The organism is Rhizobium sp. LEGMi-198b (assembly GCF_054114205.1).
This window is the reverse complement of sequence record NZ_JBSYVH010000008.1, coordinates 214,932-233,718: the sequence shown is the minus strand read 5'-3', so window position 1 is coordinate 233,718 and position 18,787 is coordinate 214,932. Positions and strand designations below refer to the sequence as shown.

Here is an 18,787-nt window from a genome sequence, read left to right as displayed (position 1 = left end):
CCGACGATAAAGTCTCGCGCAAATGGAAGCCGGCTTGTTGATTGAGCTCCCATCTGAAGGAAGGAACCAGCGAACAAAACTGACTGACGTGCCGGAACAAAAACCGCGAGATATCGTTCAAGTCTATTGGTTTCACCGGAGATTTGTCGGATGTCGCCGCGTGCCCAATGGAAGGGTTATTTGCAATTCGGTTTGGTGACTTGTCCCGTGGCGCTTTATACCGCGTCATCGACATCAGAGCGGGTTTCTTTTCACACCATCAATCGTGCGACGGGCAATCGTGTCCGGCGCGAATTCGTGGACAGCAGCAGCGGGAAACCCGTCGGGCGCGAGGATCAAGTCAAAGGCTACGAAGTCGGTAAGGACGACTATGTGATCTTTGAGCCGGACGAAATCGCCGCCGTTGTCCCCGGAAGCGACAAGACCCTTCATCTCCAGGCATTTGTTGAATTCTCCGATATCGACGATGTCTATTTCGACAAGCCCTACTATCTCGCCCCGAGCGATCGCGGCAGCGAAGAAGCCTTTGCGCTGATCCGGGACGGTATGCAGAAGAAGAAGGTGGCAGCCATCGCGCGAACGGTTCTTTTCCGGCGCCTGCGGACTTTGCTGATCCGTCCCTACGATAAGGGCCTGCTCGCGACGACGCTGAACTTCGACTACGAGGTCCGTTCCGCGGACAAGGCTTTCGAGGACATACCAGACATCAAGATCAAGGGTGAAATGCTTGATCTCGCAAAGCATATCATCACCACGAAAAGCGGCACGTTCGACGCTCAGACATTTGATGATCGCTATGAGGCGGCACTCACCGAGCTGATCAAGGCGAAGCTCGAAGGTCGCAAAATTACTGTCCGCAAAGAGCGCAAGCCGGAAAAGGTTGTCGATCTCATGGAGGCGCTTCGCCAAAGCGCCGGCTTCAAGGGCGAAAAGAAGCAAACACCGAAACGAGCCGCTTCCAATGCTTCCCGGCAGCGAAAGGCAGGTTGATCCATGGCGCTTGAGACCTATCGCGAAAAGCGGGATTTCTCGAAAACATCCGAGCCGAGGGGACGCACGCGCAAGACAGCCGCGCAGAACAGCTTCGTCATCCAGAAACATGCAGCGCGCCGGCTGCACTATGATTTTCGCCTGGAGCTTGACGGTGTTTTGAAGAGCTGGGCGGTCGCAAAGGGTCCGAGCCTGGTTCCGAGCGAAAAACGCCTGGCAGTCCAGGTAGAAGATCACCCGCTCGACTATGGTGATTTCGAGGGCACTATTCCCAAGGGCGAATATGGCGGCGGCTCGGTGATCGTCTGGGATCGCGGTACCTGGGAGCCGGACGGCGATCCGCACAAGGGCTTCAACAAGGGCCACATCGAACTCGAACTGCATGGCGAGAAGCTCCACGGGCGCTGGCATTTGGTCCGCATGGCAAGGCGCGCCCGTGAGAAGAAAGACAATTGGCTGCTCATCAAAGGCGACGATGAGGCGGCCCGCCCTGAGGGCGCGGATGACATTCTCGAAGAGCGGCCGGAATCCGTGAAGACCGGTCGACTGATCGAGGAGCTCGAAGGCGAAAAACCCGGATGGTCTTCGAAGACGGGCAGGATCGAGCAACGGTCGAGCACGGCCAAGCAACCTCAACGGGCCGCGGTGAAAACTTCGGCAGATCCTTCATCCGTGAAAAAGGCTGGGAAATCGGCTTTGCCTGATTTCGTGCCGCCGACCTTGGCGACGCTGACGAAGACGCCACCGAGCGGGAAGCAATGGCTGCACGAGATCAAGTTCGATGGCTATCGCCTGCAGGTCCGCATCGAGGACGGGCGCGTCAAGTTGCTGACACGCAGCGGTCTCGACTGGTCGGACAAGTTCGGGAAAATGCTTCTTACCGAGCTCGCCCGTCTTCCCGTCAAGACGCTGCTTATGGATGGCGAATTGGTGGTCGAGACCGGTTCCGGCGCATCGGATTTTTCAGCCCTGCAGGCCGATCTGAGCGACGGCAGGAACGATCGTTTCGTCCTTTATGTCTTCGATCTCCTTTATCTCGACGGATATGATCTGCGCGCCGCCCCGCTGACGGAACGAAAAAAAATGCTGGAGAGGATCGTACCTTCAGGGAATGGCAAACTCCGCTTCAGCAGCGATTTCGACGCCGATGGCGACCTCATGCTGGAGCATGCCTGCCGCCTAAGCCTGGAAGGCATCGTGTCGAAGCGCGCCGATGAACCCTATCGCTCAGGCCGCGGCAAAGGTTGGCTGAAGTCGAAATGTTCCTTCCGGCAGGAGTTCGTGATTGCAGGTTATGTCCCGTCATCGACGGCGCGCAAGGCGATCGGCTCCCTCGTGCTCGGCATTTTCGACAAGGGCAGGCTGCAACATGTCGGTCGCGTCGGCACGGGGTTTACCAACAAGGTTGCCGAAGATCTCTATTCTCAACTCGAAGCCATGCGGGCGGATGAAAGCCCGTTCGACAAACGCCTTAGTGCCGACGAAGCGCGCGGCGTCCGTTTCGTTCGTCCGGAACTGGTCGCTGAAATTGAATTCCGCACCTGGACAGCGGATGGCCAGCTCCGGCACGCCGCATTCCGCGGTCTGCGCGAAGACAAGCAGGCGACTGAAATTGTCCGAGAAACCTCCGCCAGTTCGGCTACGGAACCCGAGCTGCCGAAGCGGACGGTCGTTCTCACGCACCCCGATCGTATCTATTGGCCGGACGAGGGCGTTACGAAGGAAGGCCTCGCCGATTATTACACCGATGTCTGGAAATACATGGCGCCTTTCGTCGTGCAGCGGCCATTGGCTTTGCTGCGTTGTCCCGATGGCATCAATGGCCAAAGCTTTTTCCAGAAGCATGCGTGGAAAGGCCTGAACAAGAACATCGTTCTTATCCATGATCCGAAGGAAAAGGATGAGGCCCCTTTGGTCAGCATCGATGACCTCGATGGCTTGCTTGGTCTCGTACAGGCGGGATCGCTGGAACTCCACCCCTGGGGCATTACAATCGCCGATTGGGAACATCCCGATATGATCATCATGGATCTCGATCCCGGCCCCGGCGTGCCTTGGGAGAAGGTGATCGAAGCGGCGGAGGAAACGCGCAATCGCATGAAAGAAGCTGGCCTTGCCGCCTTCATCAAGACGTCAGGCGGCAAGGGTCTGCATGTCGTGTCGCCATTGAAACCAACGGCAGACTGGCAGACCGTCAAAGCCTTCACGAAATCCATTGCCGATCAGATGGCCGCCGACAGCCCCGAGCGCTACGTTTCCACCATCACCAAATCGAAGCGCCAGGGTAAAATCCTGGTCGACTATCTGCGCAACCAGCGCGGTTCGACGGCGGTGGCGCCCTATTCGACGCGAGCGCGGCCGGGTGCCGCGGTCTCGATGCCACTCGCCTGGGATGAACTCAGTCCCGCGATCGGGCCGGCCTATTTCACGGTCAATAATACGCCCAACCGGCTCGCGGCGCTTCGCTCCGACCCTTGGGAAGATTTTCGGGCAGCCGCGGCACCTTTGGAAAAAGCAAAATCCAGAAAGAGCAGAGCGCGCTAGAGCCGGGCTTTGATGTAATCGCGAAATGCCTTTGCGCGAGCGGTCATCTGCCGTCCGGGTGCGCTGATTGCGTGGAGCGTGAGACCCGACCAACTCCAATCGGGCAGGACGCGAACGAGCCTCCCGGTCGATACCGAATTGACGACGACAATTTCGGGAAGAGGCGCGATTCCAGCCCCGGCCTCCGCGAGTTTTAATACGCAAGCGAAGTCGCTTGCTCGCACGTCGGCGCGCAGAGAGACCCTCTCTTCTCGTGCGCCGTTGGAGAGCGAGAGGTGGGTCACGCCCGGTCGCTCCCGCGGCAGAACAAGCGCATGTCGCTCGAGATCCGCCGGAACCTCGATCGGACCGCTCCCTTGCAGATAGGATGGCGCCGCGAACATGCTGACTCTCATTTCCGCGATGGGAAATGCTTGAAACTGCATATCGGGCATTTGCGCCAAGCCCACTCTGAGCGCGAGATCAATGCGATGTGCGACAGGATCCAGTGTTGCGTCCGTTGCGATAACCTCAATGGCGATCTGCGGATAATCCAGCCGAAACGACGTGATAATCTCCGGCAATACCTCGATCGCAATATCAATAGGCGCGGTTATTCGGATCGTCCCACGCGCGATCGACCGGGACCTCCGGACACTCGCTCCGGCGTCATCGAGCAGCGCCAAGGCAGGCATGGCCTTATCATAGAATTCCAGTCCTTCCGCGGTACAAGAGACGGAGCGGGGAGAGCGTGAAAGCAACCGGACGCCAACCGCCTTCTCAAGCCGCGAAATCCGTCGACTGATGCTGCCTTTGGTCTCGTTGAGTTGCCGAGCTGCTGCTGACAGCGTTGCAAAGTCAACCACGGCACAAAAGGCACGCACGTCATCGATCGAGCCAGAGAAGGTTTCCATATCAGCAACCATGTGTTCCGAAATGCACATCTGACGTGAATTCGTAAACCATGATTTTTTGTTTGCAATATCTCCTTGGAAGGAATTCGTCATGTCTGAATATGCTTTGCCAAGAAAATGGTCGCCGAAGACGGCTGCCTTGATCGGCATGCGCGTCATTCTCGCGGCCCTCTTTGCTGCCGCAGCGCTCGCCAAAATCGCTGGCGTGCCTCAAATGGTTCAGGAGTTTGACGCTATCGGTCTCGGCCAATGGTTTCGTTATTTCACCGCAGTTGTTGAATTGGCCGGAGCAGGCCTGACCATCTGGCCACGCCGGTCGGCCCTTGGCGCTATTCTGCTTACGGGCGTTTGCGTTGGGGCATTCTTCACGCAACTCTTGGCGTTGCACGGCGATGTCATACACACGATCATTTTGGGCGCTGTCGCAGGCGGTCTCGCTTTTATGCAGCGCAGCCAGCTCATTCAAACCCGCTGACCGTCGGGTTCGAGTGAACATATGAACAAGCGTAATCCGATCAAGTCCTCGCCATCTACATTGGCGCTGGCGCTTTTTGCTTTGGCAATCGCTGCGATGCTGGGGTGGGCTTCGACGATCGCGCCAGCCTTCGCAATGCAATCAAAGCCCCAGGAACATAAGGTCGTGTTTCAAGTGGACAGCAATGACGTCACGGCCATGAAACATGCCATCAGCGGTTCCATCAACGCAGCCCAATATTATAAATCCAAGCACGAAGGCATTTCGATCGAGATCGTTGCCAACGCTACCGGAATCGAGATGTTTCGAGACGACACGTCGCCGCTGAAGGATGCCATAGCGGCCCTGCGCACGATGGTTCCAGGCATCACGCTCAGCATGTGCGGTTCTTCGAAGGCAATTGCCGAGCAGAAGGAAGGCCATCCGCTGCCGCTGATCGAAGGGGTCACGGTCGTGCCCTACGGTGTCGGGCGATTGATCGATCTTGAAGAGCATGGTTGGGCCTATATTCATGCCTAGCCATCGGTCGCGTGTAACCTACAGCCGGCGGACATTGCTGCGTGGAATGGCCGGAGGCGCCGCGCTTTCCTTCCTGTCGCGGTCGGATCTTGCGAAGGCGAGCGATGACCCTCCCGTCTTTGAAAACGTGCGTCACCAATTCACGCTGCTAGAGCCTGCAAGAAACCTGCAGCCGACAAAACTCGCGGATCTTCGTGGAAACCAGCTCGATTTTCGACCGGAGCCGGGGCGGGTAACGCTCATTAATCTCTGGGCTACTTGGTGCGTCGCCTGCCGTACCGATCTGCCGGCACTTGATAAATTTTCACGCCAAATGGGTAACCAAGCCACCGTCGTTGCCGTTTGCGTCGATCTCTCAGACGGTGCTCGGGTCGCTGAATTTGTTCAAGACCTGGGGATCAAGCATCTTCGTGTCCTGATCGATCCGAGCGCATCGCTCACGCAACCGCGAGCACCCGCTGAAGCGCCGCTGCCGCTATACGGCATGCCGATCACCTATCTTCTAACCCCGAAAGGCCGGATCGCGGGCTTCATTGAAGGGGCGTCCGACTGGCTTTCTCCTGAAGGTCAAGCCCTCATAAATTACTATGCTTCGTTTTGAGCTACTATGCAGGGAGATTGCAGTGTTGCCGGACAAGGTGGATGGCCATTGTTGGTCTACCCGAAATTCCGGACAGAAAACTGCTATGCGCTTTGCCAGGAATTGCGTTAGCGCTTGGCTTTCGAGGCAGCGGCAACGCTCTTTTTCAACGCATCCAGGATGTTGATGACGTTGCTCGGCGGCGCTTCGGCTTCCGGCTTGGCTTTGGCCGGCCGTTTGCGGCCCTTCTTTTTCGCGGCAATCAGTTCATGCAACTTGTCCTGCACCGGGTCGCTTGCCATCGACGGCGTCCAGGGCTTCGTCTGCTCGTCGATCAATTGCAGGACAAGCGACATCAAGGACGGATCGGTATTGTCCGCCTTAATCGTTTCGAAATAGGCGGCTTCGTCGCGAACCTCGTCGCCGTAGCGCAATGTCCATAATACGATGCCTTTGTCCCGAGGCTCGAGCATGACGGCCCGCTCGCGGCGATACATGACAAGGCGGGAGACGCCGACGGTCCCGGTCGCTGCCATGGCATCGCGGATGACGCAGAAGGCTTCCTCGCCGACGGGATCGTCCGGGGTCAGATAATGCGGCTGGTCGAGCCATATCCATTCGATGGAGTCGCGCGGAGCGAAGACATCGATATCGATCGTGCGGGTGCTTTCAAGCGCGACGGAATCCAGTTCGTCGTCTTCGATCAGCACATAGTCGCCCTCGCCACGCTCATAGCCTTTAACCTCGTCATCCTCCTTCACGGGCTTGCCGGTGACGGAGTCGACATATTGGCTGACGACGCGGTTCCGGGTCTCGCGATTGAGGGTGTGGAATCGGATCTTCTCATTCGCGGAAACGGCCGGCGCCATCGCGACCGGGCAGGTCACGAGCGAAAGCTTGAGATAACCTTTCCAGAACGAACGCGGCGCCATGCATCGATCTCCCGATTCCAAAACGAACGGGAGACACGGCGCTTTGTTCCATGGCTATTCTCAGAGCCGGCTATTCGGCCGCCGTCGCAAGGCATCCATCGATGATCCCGCGGATTTCGGCTCTGCAGGAACCGCAATTGGTTCCCGCGTTCAGCGCTTTGCCAACCGCCTCGACGCTATGGCAGCCATTGCGAACCGCACCGACGATCTGGTTGACGCCGACGCCGAAACACGAGCAGACGGTTGCGCCGGGATCCGGTGCGTTGGCGCCCGGCCGGCCGGCGACGAGCGCAAAGCGTTTGCGCATATTGCCATGCGATGCGGACAGTTGCGCAATCGCCCAGTTGCGGGCGACGGCCACTGGCTGGCGGGCCAGAAACAGCGCCGCAATCAGCCTGTCTCCGTCGAAGAAGGCCAGACGCAGATCGCCAGAGGTTTGATCGGCATAACCGAGCGGTTCGACGTCTGCAGGAATGTCGAACGTGGCGCGGCACCAGTCCGCCCAGTCTTCCGCAGCGTCGTCGAAAGCCAGCTCCATCCGCCATCCGCCATCGGCCTTGGCGAGTGCCCAATAGGCGGCCTCCAGATGCTGCGGCTTTGCCACGGAAACGGCAAAGCCATAGCGGGATGCCTTGAACGGACGTGCCGCAACAGCGACATTTTTCGAAGCCGGCTGGCCGGAAAAGGGATCGGTCAGCGGTGCGACGACGGTATCGATACGCGCCCTTGCGGCGAAACTGTCGTTCCAATGCATCGGCACGAACAGGCTGCCGCGCGCCTGTCGTTCCGTCACCAATGCCCGGACGGTTACCTTGCCTTGTGGGCTTTCGATCTCGATAAGGCTTGCGTCGCTGACGCCGATTTCGATCGCATCGCGGGGATGGATTTCGGCAAAGGGCTCCGCAATATGCGCCGACAGCCGGGCGCTTTTGCCGGTACGGGTCATCGTATGCCATTGGTCGCGGATGCGGCCGGTATTGAGCGTGAACGGGAATTCCGCGCTCGTGCGGTCCGAAACGGGCATCTTGACGGCCACGAAACGGGCCTTGCCATCGGCATGAAAAAACCCGCCTTCGGCGAAGAAGCGCGTCGTCTGCGGTGCTGATCCCGCAGGCTGCGGCCACTGGAACGGCGAGAGCGCGTCATAGTCGTCGGCCGTTATCTCCTCGCAGGCACCAATATCGAAATCCCGACTGCCGTTATTTTCAAAGCTGGAAAGGGCGGCATGTTCGGCAAAAATGCTGGCTCTCGAGCCGAAGGAGAAGGCCTCGGCAAATCCCATCCGACGACCGACTTCGGCCATCTGCCACCAGTCCGGCTTGGCCTCGCCAGGGGAGGGGAGAAAGCCCCGCTGCCGGGAAATCCGGCGTTCGGAGTTGGTGACAGTGCCGTCCTTTTCGCCCCAGCCGAGGGAGGGTAGCAATACATCGGCGCGTCGTGCTGTATCCGTCAGTTTCAGGACATCGGAAACGACGACGAAGGGACAGGCCTTGATGGCCGCTTCCACGGCATCGGCATCCGGCATCGAAACCACCGGATTGGTCGCCATGATCCACAGGGCTTTGACACGTCCGTCGGCAACGGCGCGAAACATGTCGACGGCCTTCAGTCCCGGCCGTTCGGCGATAACGGGGGATTTCCAGAAGCGCTGCACGCGATCGCGATCGCCTGCATTTTCGATCGCCATGTGGGCGGCAAGCATATTGGCGAGCCCGCCAACTTCGCGTCCGCCCATGGCATTCGGTTGGCCGGTCAGGGAGAACGGCCCCATGCCGGGACGACCGATGCGTCCCGTGGCGAGATGGCAATTGAGGATGGCGTTGACCTTGTCGGTGCCGGAGGACGATTGGTTGACGCCCTGGCTATAGCAGGTCACCACCTTTTCCGTCGTCTCGAACAAGCGGAAGAACTCGCGCAGTTGCATCGCCGGCAGGCCGGTCTTGTCGAGCAGGTCGCCGAAGCTCAGCGCCGAGGCTTCCGCGAAAGCGTCCGAGAAGCCTTCCGTGTGGAGCGCGATGAAATTCTGGTCGATGGCGGAGCTCTGGGCGAGGCGCGCAAGCAAACCGGTAAATAGCGCCACATCGCCGTCCGGACGGATTGCCAGATGCAGGTCGGCAATATCGGAGGTCATCGTTCGGCGCGGATCGATGACGACGACCTTCATTCCAGGGCGTTCGGCTTTCGCGGCAGCAAGGCGCTGGTAGAGGACCGGATGACACCAGGCGAGATTGGAGCCGGTCAGGATCACCAGATCGGCCAATTCGATGTCCTCGTAGGTGCCGGGCACCGTATCGGAACCGAAGGCACGGCGGTGGCCCGCGACCGAGGAAGACATGCAGAGGCGCGAATTGGTATCGATGTTGGCCGAGCCGATAAAGCCCTTCATCAGCTTGTTGGCGACGTAGTAATCTTCGGTCAGAAGCTGACCGGAGACATAGAAGGCAACCGAATCCGGACCATGCGCGGCAACGGTTTCGGAAAAGCGCTTTGCCACCAGATCAAGAGCGTCGTCCCAGTTCGCGCGTTGACCGCCGACTTCTGGATAGAGAAGACGGCCGTCAAGATCGATCGTCTCCGCGAGCGCCGACCCCTTGGAACAGAGGCGCCCGTAGTTGGAGGGATGATCGGGATCGCCTTTGACGGAAACCTTGCCGTCGTCGTCGATGCTCGCAATGACGCCGCAGCCGACGCCGCAATAGGGGCAGGTCGTTTTGGTCTCAGCGGGCATTGAGGCGTCCTCCAACAGCCGTAGATATTGCCGGGCGCAAGACCATCTATTCCGCCGCCATCATGAGACTATCGAGCCTGATCGATAGAACTCCGTCCTCATTGCGCACCGGGATGGTGCGGACCGAACCTTCATCCGCCCCGAGCGCCTTGCCGGTTTCAAGCGAGATGACCCAATTGTGCAGTGGGCAGGTGACGGCTGCACCGTGCACGATTCCTTGCGAAAGCGGTCCGCCCTTGTGCGGGCAATGATCCTCGATGGCGAAGACTTCGTTTTCGGCAGTACGGAAGACCGCGATCTTGCCCTGCGGCGTCTTCACGCAGCGCGCGCCGCGCAGCGGGATATCCGAAATGTCGCCGATTTCAATCCAGTTCATGCTCATCTCCTTACTCGGCGGCCTGCGGGTAGCCGATCGTCGCCATCGGCTTGAACTCATGCTTGTCCTTGCCGGAGACGCGCTCCGACCAGGGGTCGACCTGGGCGAATTTCTGGCTGAAGACGAAGCGCTCGTAGTAAGCCTTGCGCTTTTCGGCATCTTCCATGATCTGGCGGCGGATTTCTTCAAGACCGATGCGCTTGGCCCATTTGTAGATGCGCTCGAGATAGCGGGCTTGTTCGCGGTACATCTGAGTCAATGCCACGATATGCTCCAGCGCCTCGTCCTCGGTCTTGACGAGGCCGAGCACTTCCGTGCCCTTGATGTCTAGACCGGCAGCGCCTGCGAAATGAATCTCGAAGCCGCTGTCGACGCAGATGACACCAATGTCCTTGCAGGTCGCCTCGGCGCAATTGCGCGGACAGCCGGAAACCGCCATCTTGAGCTTTGCCGGGGTCCAAGAGCCCCACATGAATTTCTCGATGCGGATGCCCAGGCCGGTCGAATCCTGCGTGCCGAAGCGGCACCAGTCGGAACCGACGCAGGTTTTCACCGTGCGCAGCCCCTTGGCATAGGCCTGGCCGGAGATGAAACCGGCCTTGCCGAGATCGGCCCAGACGGCGGGCAGGTCCTCCTTCTGCACGCCGAGCAGGTCGATGCGCTGGCCGCCGGTCACCTTCACCATCGGAATCTCGAATTTGTCGACAACATCGGCAATGGCGCGCAGCTCGTTCGAACTGGTCACGCCGCCCCACATGCGCGGCACGACGGAGTAGGTGCCGTCCTTCTGAATATTGGCGTGAACGCGCTCATTGATGAAGCGCGACTGATAGTCGTCGGCATATTCATCCGGCCAGTCGCAGACGAGGTAGTAGTTCAACGCCGGCCGGCATTTCGCGCAGCCGCACGAGGTCTTCCACTCCAGCTCCTGCATGACAGCGGGGATGCTCTTCAGCCCCTTGGCCTTGATCAGCCGGCGCACATCGTCATGGCCAAGCTCGGTGCAGGCACACATCGGCTGCACGGCCTTCGGATTGTAGCTGTCGCCAAGCGTGATCGTCATCAGTTGTTCGACGAGCCCGGTACAGGAGCCGCACGAGGCGGACGCCTTGGTATGGGCGCGCACCTCATCCAGGGACGTCAGACCCTTGGCAGTGATCGTCGAGGTGATCTTGCCCTTACAGACGCCGTTGCAGCCGCAGATTTCCGCATCATCCGGCAAGGCTGCAACGGCCGCCATAGGGTCCAGCGGGGACCCTCCCTGGTAGGCCTGGCCGAAGATCAGCGTCTCGCGCATCTCCGAAATATCGGTCGCCTTCTTCTTCAGGTCGTTGAACCATGCGCCGTCAGCAGTCTCGCCGTATAGCACGGTGCCGATGACGCGATTGTCCTTGAGGATCACGCGCTTGTAGACGCCGGCTGCAGCGTCGCGCAGAACGATTTCCTCGCGATCGTCGCCATCTGCAAAGTCTCCGAGAGAAAAGAGATCGATGCCGGTGACCTTGAGCTTGGTCGGCGTGTCGGAATGCACGAAGGCGGCGGAGCGGTCTCCCGACAAATGCGAAGCGGCGACACGAGCCATTTCATAGAGAGGCGCCACCAAGCCGTAGACCATGCCGCCCACCTCGGCGCATTCGCCAAGCGCCATGATGTCGCCATCGGACGTGTTCATGCCATCGTCGACGACGATGCCGCGGTTGACGGCGATACCGGCGTCCTTCGCGAGCCCGACGCTTGGGCGGATGCCGACTGCCATGACGACGAGGGTCGCGGGAATGATGCGGCCGTCTTCAAGCTCGATGCCCTCGACCTTGCCGTTCCCGACAATCGCTTTGGTATTGGCCTTGGTAATGACTTTGATGCCGCGCTCTTCCACCGCCTTTTGCAGCAGATAGCCCGCAGCCGGGTCGAGCTGGCGTTCCATCAGCGTCGGCATGACATGCAGAACGGTGACATCCATCCCGCGGGAGGCAAGGCCGGCAGCAGCTTCGAGGCCGAGGAGACCGCCGCCGATGACGATTGCCTTCTCACGCGACTGGGCGGCGAGCAACATCGCCTGCACGTCGTCGAGGTCGCGATAGGTGATGACGCCGGGCAGATCCTTGCCCGGCACCGGAATGATGAAGGGCACTGAACCGGTTGCGATCACCAGCTTGTCGTAGTTCTCGGTGACGCCGTGATCGGAGGTGACCGTCTTGGCCGCCCTATCGATATTGATGATCCTGTGACCCTTGTAGAGGGTGATGTTGTTTTTGATGTACCAGCCATCGCCATGGATGATGATCTGCTCGTAGTCCTTTTCGCCGGAAAGAACCGGCGACAGCATGATGCGGTCGTAATTGACGCGCGGCTCGGCGTTGAAGATCGTCACTTCATACTGGCCGGGCGCCTTTTCGAGGAGGTGTTCCAGCATGCGGCCGGGCGCCATGCCGTTGCCGATGATGACAAGTTTCTGGGTCATAGGGAAATCCGATCCGAATTACTGGGCAAAAACGCTGGTATTTGCGGTCGCTGCGCTGTTGCGCTGCAACTGCCGGATGGAGAAATGCATCCACACCAGCGAGATGGCGACGATCGCGAAGAGCAGCATGAAGCAGCTCGACCAGAGGCCGGTCATATCCTTGAGCAGGCCGAAGGCGATCGGCAGAATGAAGCCGCCAAGGCCGCCCATCATGCCGACGATACCGCCGACAGCGCCGACGGCGCCGGGATAATAGGCGGGGATGTGCTTATAGACGGCCGCCTTGCCGAGGCTCATGAAGAAGCCAAGGATGAAGATGACGACGATGAAGATGGCCGGCGTGATGCCGAAGGCCGGGCCTGCTGCCGTTGCGGCCGGCAGCGAAAGGATCAAGGTGGTGACTGCCGACACCGCCAGCATCGTGTACATGACGCTTCGTGCGCCCTTCTTGTCGGAAAGCATACCACCGAAGGCGCGGAAGATGCTGCCGGGAATGGAATAGGCTGCGGCGACCATGCCGGCAGTCTCAAGGTTGAAGCCGTAGACGCCGACCAGATAACGGGGCAGCCACAGCGACAGGGCGACGAAGCCGCCGAACGCGAAGAAGTAATAGAGCGAGAAGCGCCATACCTGCACATTCTTCAACGGCGCGAATTCCTGCAGGAGGCTCTTGGATGCGCCGCCGCCATTGCGACGGGCGCGGAAGGCCGGATCGTCCGTCGTGGTGAACCAGAAGACGATTGCCATGACTGCAAGCACCAGCGCCCAGATCTCCGCGACAGCCTGCCAGCCCCATGCAAGGAGAACGAAGGGGGCTGCGAACTTGGTCACCGCGGCACCGACATTGCCAGCGCCGAAGATGCCAAGCGCCGTTCCCTGCTTCTCCGGCGGGAAGAAGGGCGAGATATAGGCGACGCCGACCGCGAAGGAGCCGCCGGCAAGACCGACGCCGAGGCCGGCGATCAGCATCTGCGTATAGGTGTGGGCATAGGAGAGCAGGAAGGTCGCCACTGCGGCGGCCAGCATGGTGAGCGTGTAGACGAGCCGGCCGCCATAGCGCGTGGTCCAGATGCCAAGAACAATGCGGACGATCGAACCGGTGAGAACCGGAGTACCGACCAGCAGGCCGAACTCGGCCTCATTCAGGCCGAGCTCCTGTTTGATGCGAATGCCGATGATCGCGAAGATCGTCCACACGGCAAAACAGAGCGTGAATGCGAGTGTCGATATCCACAGCGCGCGTTGCGGTGCGTCAGAGGACGATGTCGGCGTTTGGTCAAAAGCAGGCATAGCTTCTCCGTGCGCGACAACGTCGCGCCTTCCTGGGTTCAAGTTGAAACAAAAAAGCTGCCGGCCAGGGTTCGCGCACGCTGGGAGCGCGTTCGTCAATCCTGATCAGCAGCTTTGCTTGGGGCGCCCCACGTTGGACGCCAATCTGTGAGCCTTATCGGCCTCAAAAATAACAAAGCAAGTTGCGTGCCAAATTCATGAAGCCAAGAAAATCTAGTATTATCAAAGGGGAAGGAAATTGTTGACCCGCTGACGGCATGGTCAAATCTTGGGCGGCCTTTGCTGCGGTGCACATTAATCGAGCAAGGCGCTCTGGCGAAAGCCGATAAAACAATGCCGCCAGGTGGCGGCATTTTGGGCGAGTTGCGCTGTGTTGCTTGGCCGCTGGGGCCTAAACCACGCGCCTTTCGACGGTTCACGAAGCCTTGGCTTCGAAAGTGGGCGGAAAATCACCCAGCGACTTTGCCTTGACGATCAAGCCTTCGATATCCTGCTCGACGATCGCTTCAAGGTCGGCGAAGCTGTCGATGACGTAGTAGATCGGCTGGACGATATCGATCCGATAGGGCGTCCTGAGGACCGTCAGTAGATCGAACGGCCGGAATTCGCAGGCCTTGCCCTCCATTGCCGCCTTCGCTTCACTTGGCGATGAGACGATGCCCGCGCCGAAGCAACGGCGGCCTTGCGGCGTATTGATCAGGCCGAATTCGACGGTGAACCAGAAGATGCGGAACAGATGCCACGAATAGCCTTTGCCGAGGCGCACGGCGGTTTCGCCGAAATGTCGAACGAAATTGGCATAGCTCTGGTTGGTCAGCAGCGGGCAATGGCCGAATACCTCGTGGAACAGGTCCGGCTCCTCGATATAGTCGATATGCTCGCGACGGCGCAGGAAAGTTGCGAGCGGGAATTTGCCCTGCGACAGGAGTTCATAAAAGCGCGAGGGCGGAATGAGCGCCGGCACACCTTCGACGCCGAAGCCGGTGGTCTCGTTCAGCCGTCGGTTGACATCGAGAAGCTGAGGCACCTTGCCCGACTTGAGCCCCAGGGTTTTGACGCCCTCCAGATATTCGCGGCAGGCCATATTGGCCAGCAGCTTCATCTGACGCTCATAAAGTTCGCCCCAGATCGCGTCTTCTTCGGCGGTGTAATCGTATAAACCGTCCGGGTCGGGCAGTTTGGCGGTGTAGCTGCTTTCCTTGGTCATGCTGATCCTCCCAGCCAGTGCGGCTTTCCTGCAATTGTGCTCCGAGCGGGGAGGATTTTCTTTTCTTTTATGCTGGCTATTGCCATATTGGTGGCAAATATTCTCGAATATGGCGCTGAAAATGAAAGAACCTGGGAATTTTCATCGCAAGCTTCTGCAACTCATCCAGGCCGATGGCAGCCTTTCGCTGGCAGACCTGGCGGAAAAAGCCGGGATGTCGCAGAGTTCGGCCTGGCGGAAGATCCAGGAGCTGGAAGGTGATGGCGTTATCCGCAAGCGTGTGACGCTGCTCGATCCGGGAAAACTCGATCTTAAGCTCTGCGTGATCGCGCATGTTACACTGGAGGATCATCATGAAGAGGCGGTGGCATCTTTTGCCTCGGTGGTGCTGGAGCGACCGGAGATCATGGAGTGCTACGCATTATCCGGCGCCTTCGACTATATGCTGAAGATCCGGGCCAAGGATGTGGAAAGTTATGAGGCTTTCATGACCCGATACCTCATGCGCAACCCGCATGTGCGCACGGTCGTATCAAGTTTTGTGCTGCGCGAGCTGAAATTCTCGACCGAACTGCCGATCTAGCGCTTGTCGCGCCGCATTCGCGCATGCTGACGACTCAGCGCGCACTATCGCCATGCCAACTGTGCGGCATGAGGACCGGAAATCCTTCAAATGTCTTCAGCGTATCGAGGACAATCGAGGTCTTCACGTGCTGCACCGACTCGTGGGGCAGCAGGACATCGTTGACGAACCTTGAAAGGTCATTGAGCCCGCGGGTCGCCACCTTCAGGTGATAATCCATTTCACCCGTCAGCGCATAGGCTTCGAGAACTTCGGGCAGTCCGTTGATCAGTTGGGAAAATCTGCGGGCATTGTCTCTGTTATGCGTTGCGAGGGTCACGGAAATGACCACCAGCATATCCAAACCCAGCTTCTGCCGGTCCAGGTTGGCCTGGTAGCTGCGGATATATCCCTCGGACTCCAATCTGGTCCGCCTTCGCGAGCATTGCGAGGGCGAAAGCGCGATCCGCTCGCCCAATTCGTTGTTCGTCAACCGACCGTCTTTCTGCAATTCCTGCAGCAGGCGCAAATCCAATTTGTCGAGCTGTTCATCCATTGCGCAAAATCTCAAAAACTCTCACGATCCGTGCATAATATCTTCCTCAGGCATGAAGAATGCAAGAACTTTGCGCGTGTTTTGGGCCACACTTTGCATATCAAATTCATCGTCTCTGAAGGAGAAAGAAAATGGGTCCTTTCCCGCACGATGCGCCGCCTTCGGAAATAACCGCCGACAATCCGGCCGGCACCGATGGCTTCGAATTCGTTGAATTCGCTCATCCCGAGCCTGAGAAGCTGCGCGAGCTCTTCACGCGCATGGGGTACGTTCCGGTCGCCAAGCACAGGACGAAAGACATCACCGTCTGGCGGCAGGGCGATATCAACTATCTCCTGAACGCCGAACCCGGCAGCCATGCCGCTCGTTTCGTTGCCGATCATGGTCCCTGCGCTCCGTCGATGGCCTGGCGCGTCGTGGACGCCAGGCATGCGTTCGAACATGCGGTGGCAAAAGGTGCCGTTCCCTATGAAGGGGATGACAAGGCGCTCGACGTCCCGGCGATTGTCGGCATTGGCGGCTCGCTGCTTTATTTCATCGAGACCTACGGTGAGAAGGGATCGGCCTACGATGCCGAATTCGACTGGTTTGGCCAGCGCGACCCGCGCCCCGAAGGGGTCGGTTTCTATTATCTCGACCACCTGACGCACAATGTCTTCCGCGGCAACATGGACAAGTGGTGGGCTTTCTATCGCGAGCTGTTCAATTTCAAGCAGATCCACTTCTTCGATATTGACGGGCGCATCACCGGTCTGGTGAGCCGGGCCATCACGTCACCCTGCGGCAAGATCCGCATTCCGCTCAATGAATCGAAGGACGATACGAGCCAGATCGAGGAGTTTCTGAAGAAGTACAAGGGCGAAGGCATCCAGCACATCGCCGTCGGAACGGAAGACATCTACGAAGGCACCGACAGGCTTGCCGCAAACGGTCTCCGCTTCATGCCGGGTCCTCCGGAGACCTATTACGACATGTCCTATGAGCGCGTGAACGGCCATGACGAACCCATCGAACGCATGAAGAAACATGGTATCCTCATCGACGGCGAAGGTGTGGTGAATGGCGGCATGACGAAAATCCTGCTCCAGATATTCTCCAAAACCGTCATTGGTCCGATCTTCTTCGAGTTCATTCAGCGCAAGGGCGATGAAGGCTTCGGAGAAGGCAACTTCCGTGCTCTTTTCGAGTCCATCGAGGCGGATCAGATCAAGCGCGGCGTCATCGGCACCGCGGCAGAGTGATCTTTCGGCGACCCTGCGCACAGGTGGGGTCGCCCCAATTTTCGGGAGGAATTGAGCGATGGACCAGACGAGAACCCGGGGTTCCGATCGCCGGTCTGCGGCGGCGGAGACGCTGCAATATATGCCCGGCTTCGGCAACGACTTCGAAAGCGAGTCGCTGCCCGGCGCTTTGCCGCAAGGCCAGAACAGCCCGCAGAAATGCAATTACGGTCTCTATGCCGAACAGCTTTCGGGTTCACCGTTCACCGCTCCCCGCGGGACGAATGAAAGATCATGGCTCTATCGCATTCGCCCGAGCGTGCGTCATACCCGCCGCTTTTCGAACGCTTCCTATCCTCTCTGGAAATCCGCACCCTGCCTTGACGAACATTCGCTTCCTTTGGGGCAGCTTCGCTGGGACCCGGTGCCCGTGCCAAACGAGAGGTTGACCTTCCTGGACGGGATTCGCACGATCACGACCGCCGGCGATGTCATGACCCAGACAGGCATGGCGTCACACGCCTATGTCTTCAACGAGGACATGGTGGACGATTATTCCTTCAATGCCGATGGCGAGCTGCTGATCGTGCCCCAGGTCGGTGCCATCAGGGTGTTCACCGAAATGGGCATCATGGACATCGAGCCCCTGGAAATCTGCGTCATCCCGCGTGGCATGATGTTCAAGGTGACGCGCAAGGGCGATGAGAAAGTCTGGCGCGGATATATATGTGAGAACTACGGCGCGAAATTCACGCTGCCGGATCGGGGGCCTATAGGCGCAAACTGCCTGGCAAACCCGCGCGACTTCAAGACCCCGGTTGCCGCCTTCGAGGACAAGGAAACGCCCTGCCGCGTGCATGTCAAATGGTGTGGCAAATTCTACGTCACGGAAATAGGCCACTCGCCCCTCGATGTGGTCGCCTGGCATGGCAACTATATTCCCTACAAGTATGATTTGCGGACGTTTTCCCCGGTCGGCGCGATCCTGTTCGACCATCCCGATCCGTCGATCTTCACTGTGCTGACCGCCCCAACCGAAAGTGCCGGCACGGCGAACGTCGATTTCGTGATCTTTCCGCCGCGCTGGCTGGTGGCAGAACACACCTTCCGCCCGCCCTGGTATCATCGCAACATCATGAGCGAGTTCATGGGCCTGATCCATGGCCAATATGATGCGAAGGAGCAGGGTTTCGTGCCGGGTGGCATGAGCCTGCACAATATGATGCTTCCCCACGGGCCGGACGCATCGGGCTTTGAAAAAGCATCCAATTCCGAGCTTAAACCTGTAAAGCTGGAGAACACCATGGCGTTCATGTTCGAGACGAGGTTTCCACAGCAGGTGACGAAATACGCGGCCGAGCTCGAAACGCGGCAGGACAATTACCTGGAATGCTGGGACGGCCTGGAACGCCGCTTCGACGGCACTCCCGGCATCAAGTGAAGTCCGGTCGAAC

The 18,787-nt window shown here is 59.0% G+C and carries 16 protein-coding genes; 8 read left to right on the top strand and 8 right to left on the bottom strand.

Annotation, left to right across the window (positions count from 1 at the left end):
- Positions 1–150 precede the first annotated feature (150 nt).
- Positions 151–990, top strand: coding sequence for a non-homologous end joining protein Ku (gene ku, locus ACXHXG_RS26710; RefSeq protein WP_260304198.1), 840 nt, complete (start codon positions 151–153; stop codon positions 988–990).
- A gap of 3 nt (positions 991–993) precedes the next feature.
- Entirely contained in the window at positions 994–3,534 is a 2,541-nt protein-coding gene (gene ligD, locus ACXHXG_RS26705) for a DNA ligase D (RefSeq protein WP_457901294.1), read from the top strand.
- Here ligD and ACXHXG_RS26700 read toward each other — a convergent pair.
- On the bottom strand, positions 3,531–4,577 hold the full coding sequence (locus ACXHXG_RS26700; RefSeq protein ID WP_457901293.1) for a LysR family transcriptional regulator: 1,047 nt from the start codon (positions 4,575–4,577) through the stop codon (positions 3,531–3,533). The genes ligD and ACXHXG_RS26700 overlap by 4 nt on opposite strands.
- Here ACXHXG_RS26700 and ACXHXG_RS26695 point away from each other — a divergent pair.
- From ACXHXG_RS26695 to ACXHXG_RS26685, 3 genes are read left to right on the top strand one after another with little or no spacing between them, the layout of a single operon-like run.
- Entirely contained in the window at positions 4,576–4,902 is a 327-nt protein-coding gene (locus tag ACXHXG_RS26695; RefSeq protein ID WP_260304195.1) for a DoxX family protein, read from the top strand. The genes ACXHXG_RS26700 and ACXHXG_RS26695 overlap by 2 nt on opposite strands.
- 21 nt (positions 4,903–4,923) lie before the next feature.
- Complete coding sequence (locus ACXHXG_RS26690) at positions 4,924–5,421, top strand: DsrE family protein (protein ID WP_457901292.1); 498 nt, start codon at positions 4,924–4,926, stop codon at positions 5,419–5,421.
- A gap of 46 nt (positions 5,422–5,467) precedes the next feature.
- The gene (locus ACXHXG_RS26685; RefSeq protein ID WP_457901291.1) at positions 5,468–6,022 is read left to right on the top strand and encodes a TlpA disulfide reductase family protein; all 555 of its coding nucleotides are present in this window, start codon (positions 5,468–5,470) and stop codon (positions 6,020–6,022) included.
- A 107-nt stretch (positions 6,023–6,129) separates the two neighbouring features.
- Here ACXHXG_RS26685 and ku (ACXHXG_RS26680) read toward each other — a convergent pair whose 3' ends face one another.
- From ku (ACXHXG_RS26680) to ACXHXG_RS26655, 6 genes are all read right to left on the bottom strand, one after another.
- The gene (gene ku, locus ACXHXG_RS26680) at positions 6,130–6,933 is read right to left on the bottom strand and encodes a non-homologous end joining protein Ku (protein ID WP_457901290.1); all 804 of its coding nucleotides are present in this window, start codon (positions 6,931–6,933) and stop codon (positions 6,130–6,132) included.
- Positions 6,934–7,003: 70 nt separating this feature from the next.
- The gene (locus tag ACXHXG_RS26675) at positions 7,004–9,661 is read right to left on the bottom strand and encodes a nitrate reductase (RefSeq protein ID WP_457901289.1); all 2,658 of its coding nucleotides are present in this window, start codon (positions 9,659–9,661) and stop codon (positions 7,004–7,006) included.
- 46 nt (positions 9,662–9,707) lie between these two features.
- Positions 9,708–10,043, bottom strand: coding sequence for a nitrite reductase small subunit NirD (gene nirD / locus ACXHXG_RS26670; protein ID WP_260304190.1), 336 nt, complete (start codon positions 10,041–10,043; stop codon positions 9,708–9,710).
- A 4-nt stretch (positions 10,044–10,047) separates the two neighbouring features.
- Positions 10,048–12,498 (bottom strand): nitrite reductase large subunit NirB, encoded by a 2,451-nt coding sequence (gene nirB, locus ACXHXG_RS26665; RefSeq protein WP_457901288.1) that lies wholly within the window; start codon positions 12,496–12,498, stop codon positions 10,048–10,050.
- A gap of 18 nt (positions 12,499–12,516) precedes the next feature.
- A complete protein-coding gene (locus tag ACXHXG_RS26660) occupies positions 12,517–13,788 on the bottom strand; it encodes an MFS transporter (RefSeq protein ID WP_285169765.1) in 1,272 nt (423 codons plus the stop codon).
- A 415-nt stretch (positions 13,789–14,203) separates the two neighbouring features.
- Complete coding sequence (locus ACXHXG_RS26655) at positions 14,204–14,995, bottom strand: phenylalanine 4-monooxygenase (RefSeq protein ID WP_457901287.1); 792 nt, start codon at positions 14,993–14,995, stop codon at positions 14,204–14,206.
- A 121-nt stretch (positions 14,996–15,116) separates the two neighbouring features.
- Between ACXHXG_RS26655 and ACXHXG_RS26650 the strand changes: the two genes are divergently transcribed.
- Positions 15,117–15,578: an Lrp/AsnC family transcriptional regulator gene (locus ACXHXG_RS26650; protein ID WP_260305249.1), complete on the top strand. Its 462-nt coding sequence runs from the start codon at positions 15,117–15,119 to the stop codon at positions 15,576–15,578.
- 34 nt (positions 15,579–15,612) lie between these two features.
- Here the strand turns inward: ACXHXG_RS26650 and ACXHXG_RS26645 are convergent, their stop codons facing one another.
- On the bottom strand, positions 15,613–16,113 hold the full coding sequence (locus tag ACXHXG_RS26645) for an Lrp/AsnC family transcriptional regulator (RefSeq protein ID WP_260304187.1): 501 nt from the start codon (positions 16,111–16,113) through the stop codon (positions 15,613–15,615).
- A gap of 131 nt (positions 16,114–16,244) precedes the next feature.
- Here ACXHXG_RS26645 and hppD point away from each other — a divergent pair, with 131 nt between their 5' ends.
- Positions 16,245–17,354 carry a 4-hydroxyphenylpyruvate dioxygenase gene (gene hppD, locus ACXHXG_RS26640; RefSeq protein ID WP_260304186.1) on the top strand — a complete coding sequence of 370 codons (1,110 nt, stop codon included), beginning with the start codon at positions 16,245–16,247 and terminating at the stop codon, positions 17,352–17,354.
- A 58-nt stretch (positions 17,355–17,412) separates the two neighbouring features.
- Positions 17,413–18,774 carry a homogentisate 1,2-dioxygenase gene (gene hmgA, locus ACXHXG_RS26635; RefSeq protein ID WP_283051728.1) on the top strand — a complete coding sequence of 454 codons (1,362 nt, stop codon included), beginning with the start codon at positions 17,413–17,415 and terminating at the stop codon, positions 18,772–18,774.
- The last annotated feature ends 13 nt before the right edge of the window (positions 18,775–18,787 follow it).

Coding starts and splice junctions, on each gene's coding strand:
- ACXHXG_RS26645 (WP_260304187.1), bottom strand. CDS start 16,113: ATGGATGAACAGCTCGACAAATTGGATTTGCGCCTGCTGCAGGAATTG.
- ku (WP_457901290.1), bottom strand. CDS start 6,933: ATGGCGCCGCGTTCGTTCTGGAAAGGTTATCTCAAGCTTTCGCTCGTG.
- ACXHXG_RS26685 (WP_457901291.1), top strand. CDS start 5,468: ATGGCCGGAGGCGCCGCGCTTTCCTTCCTGTCGCGGTCGGATCTTGCG.
- ACXHXG_RS26695 (WP_260304195.1), top strand. CDS start 4,576: ATGCGCGTCATTCTCGCGGCCCTCTTTGCTGCCGCAGCGCTCGCCAAA.
- ACXHXG_RS26675 (WP_457901289.1), bottom strand. CDS start 9,661: ATGCCCGCTGAGACCAAAACGACCTGCCCCTATTGCGGCGTCGGCTGC.
- hmgA (WP_283051728.1), top strand. CDS start 17,413: ATGGACCAGACGAGAACCCGGGGTTCCGATCGCCGGTCTGCGGCGGCG.
- hppD (WP_260304186.1), top strand. CDS start 16,245: ATGGGTCCTTTCCCGCACGATGCGCCGCCTTCGGAAATAACCGCCGAC.
- ACXHXG_RS26660 (WP_285169765.1), bottom strand. CDS start 13,788: ATGCCTGCTTTTGACCAAACGCCGACATCGTCCTCTGACGCACCGCAA.
- ACXHXG_RS26655 (WP_457901287.1), bottom strand. CDS start 14,995: ATGACCAAGGAAAGCAGCTACACCGCCAAACTGCCCGACCCGGACGGT.
- nirD (WP_260304190.1), bottom strand. CDS start 10,043: ATGAGCATGAACTGGATTGAAATCGGCGACATTTCGGATATCCCGCTG.
- ligD (WP_457901294.1), top strand. CDS start 994: ATGGCGCTTGAGACCTATCGCGAAAAGCGGGATTTCTCGAAAACATCC.
- ACXHXG_RS26700 (WP_457901293.1), bottom strand. CDS start 4,577: ATGCCGATCAAGGCAGCCGTCTTCGGCGACCATTTTCTTGGCAAAGCA.
- ku (WP_260304198.1), top strand. CDS start 151: ATGTCGCCGCGTGCCCAATGGAAGGGTTATTTGCAATTCGGTTTGGTG.
- ACXHXG_RS26690 (WP_457901292.1), top strand. CDS start 4,924: ATGAACAAGCGTAATCCGATCAAGTCCTCGCCATCTACATTGGCGCTG.
- ACXHXG_RS26650 (WP_260305249.1), top strand. CDS start 15,117: ATGAAAGAACCTGGGAATTTTCATCGCAAGCTTCTGCAACTCATCCAG.
- nirB (WP_457901288.1), bottom strand. CDS start 12,498: ATGACCCAGAAACTTGTCATCATCGGCAACGGCATGGCGCCCGGCCGC.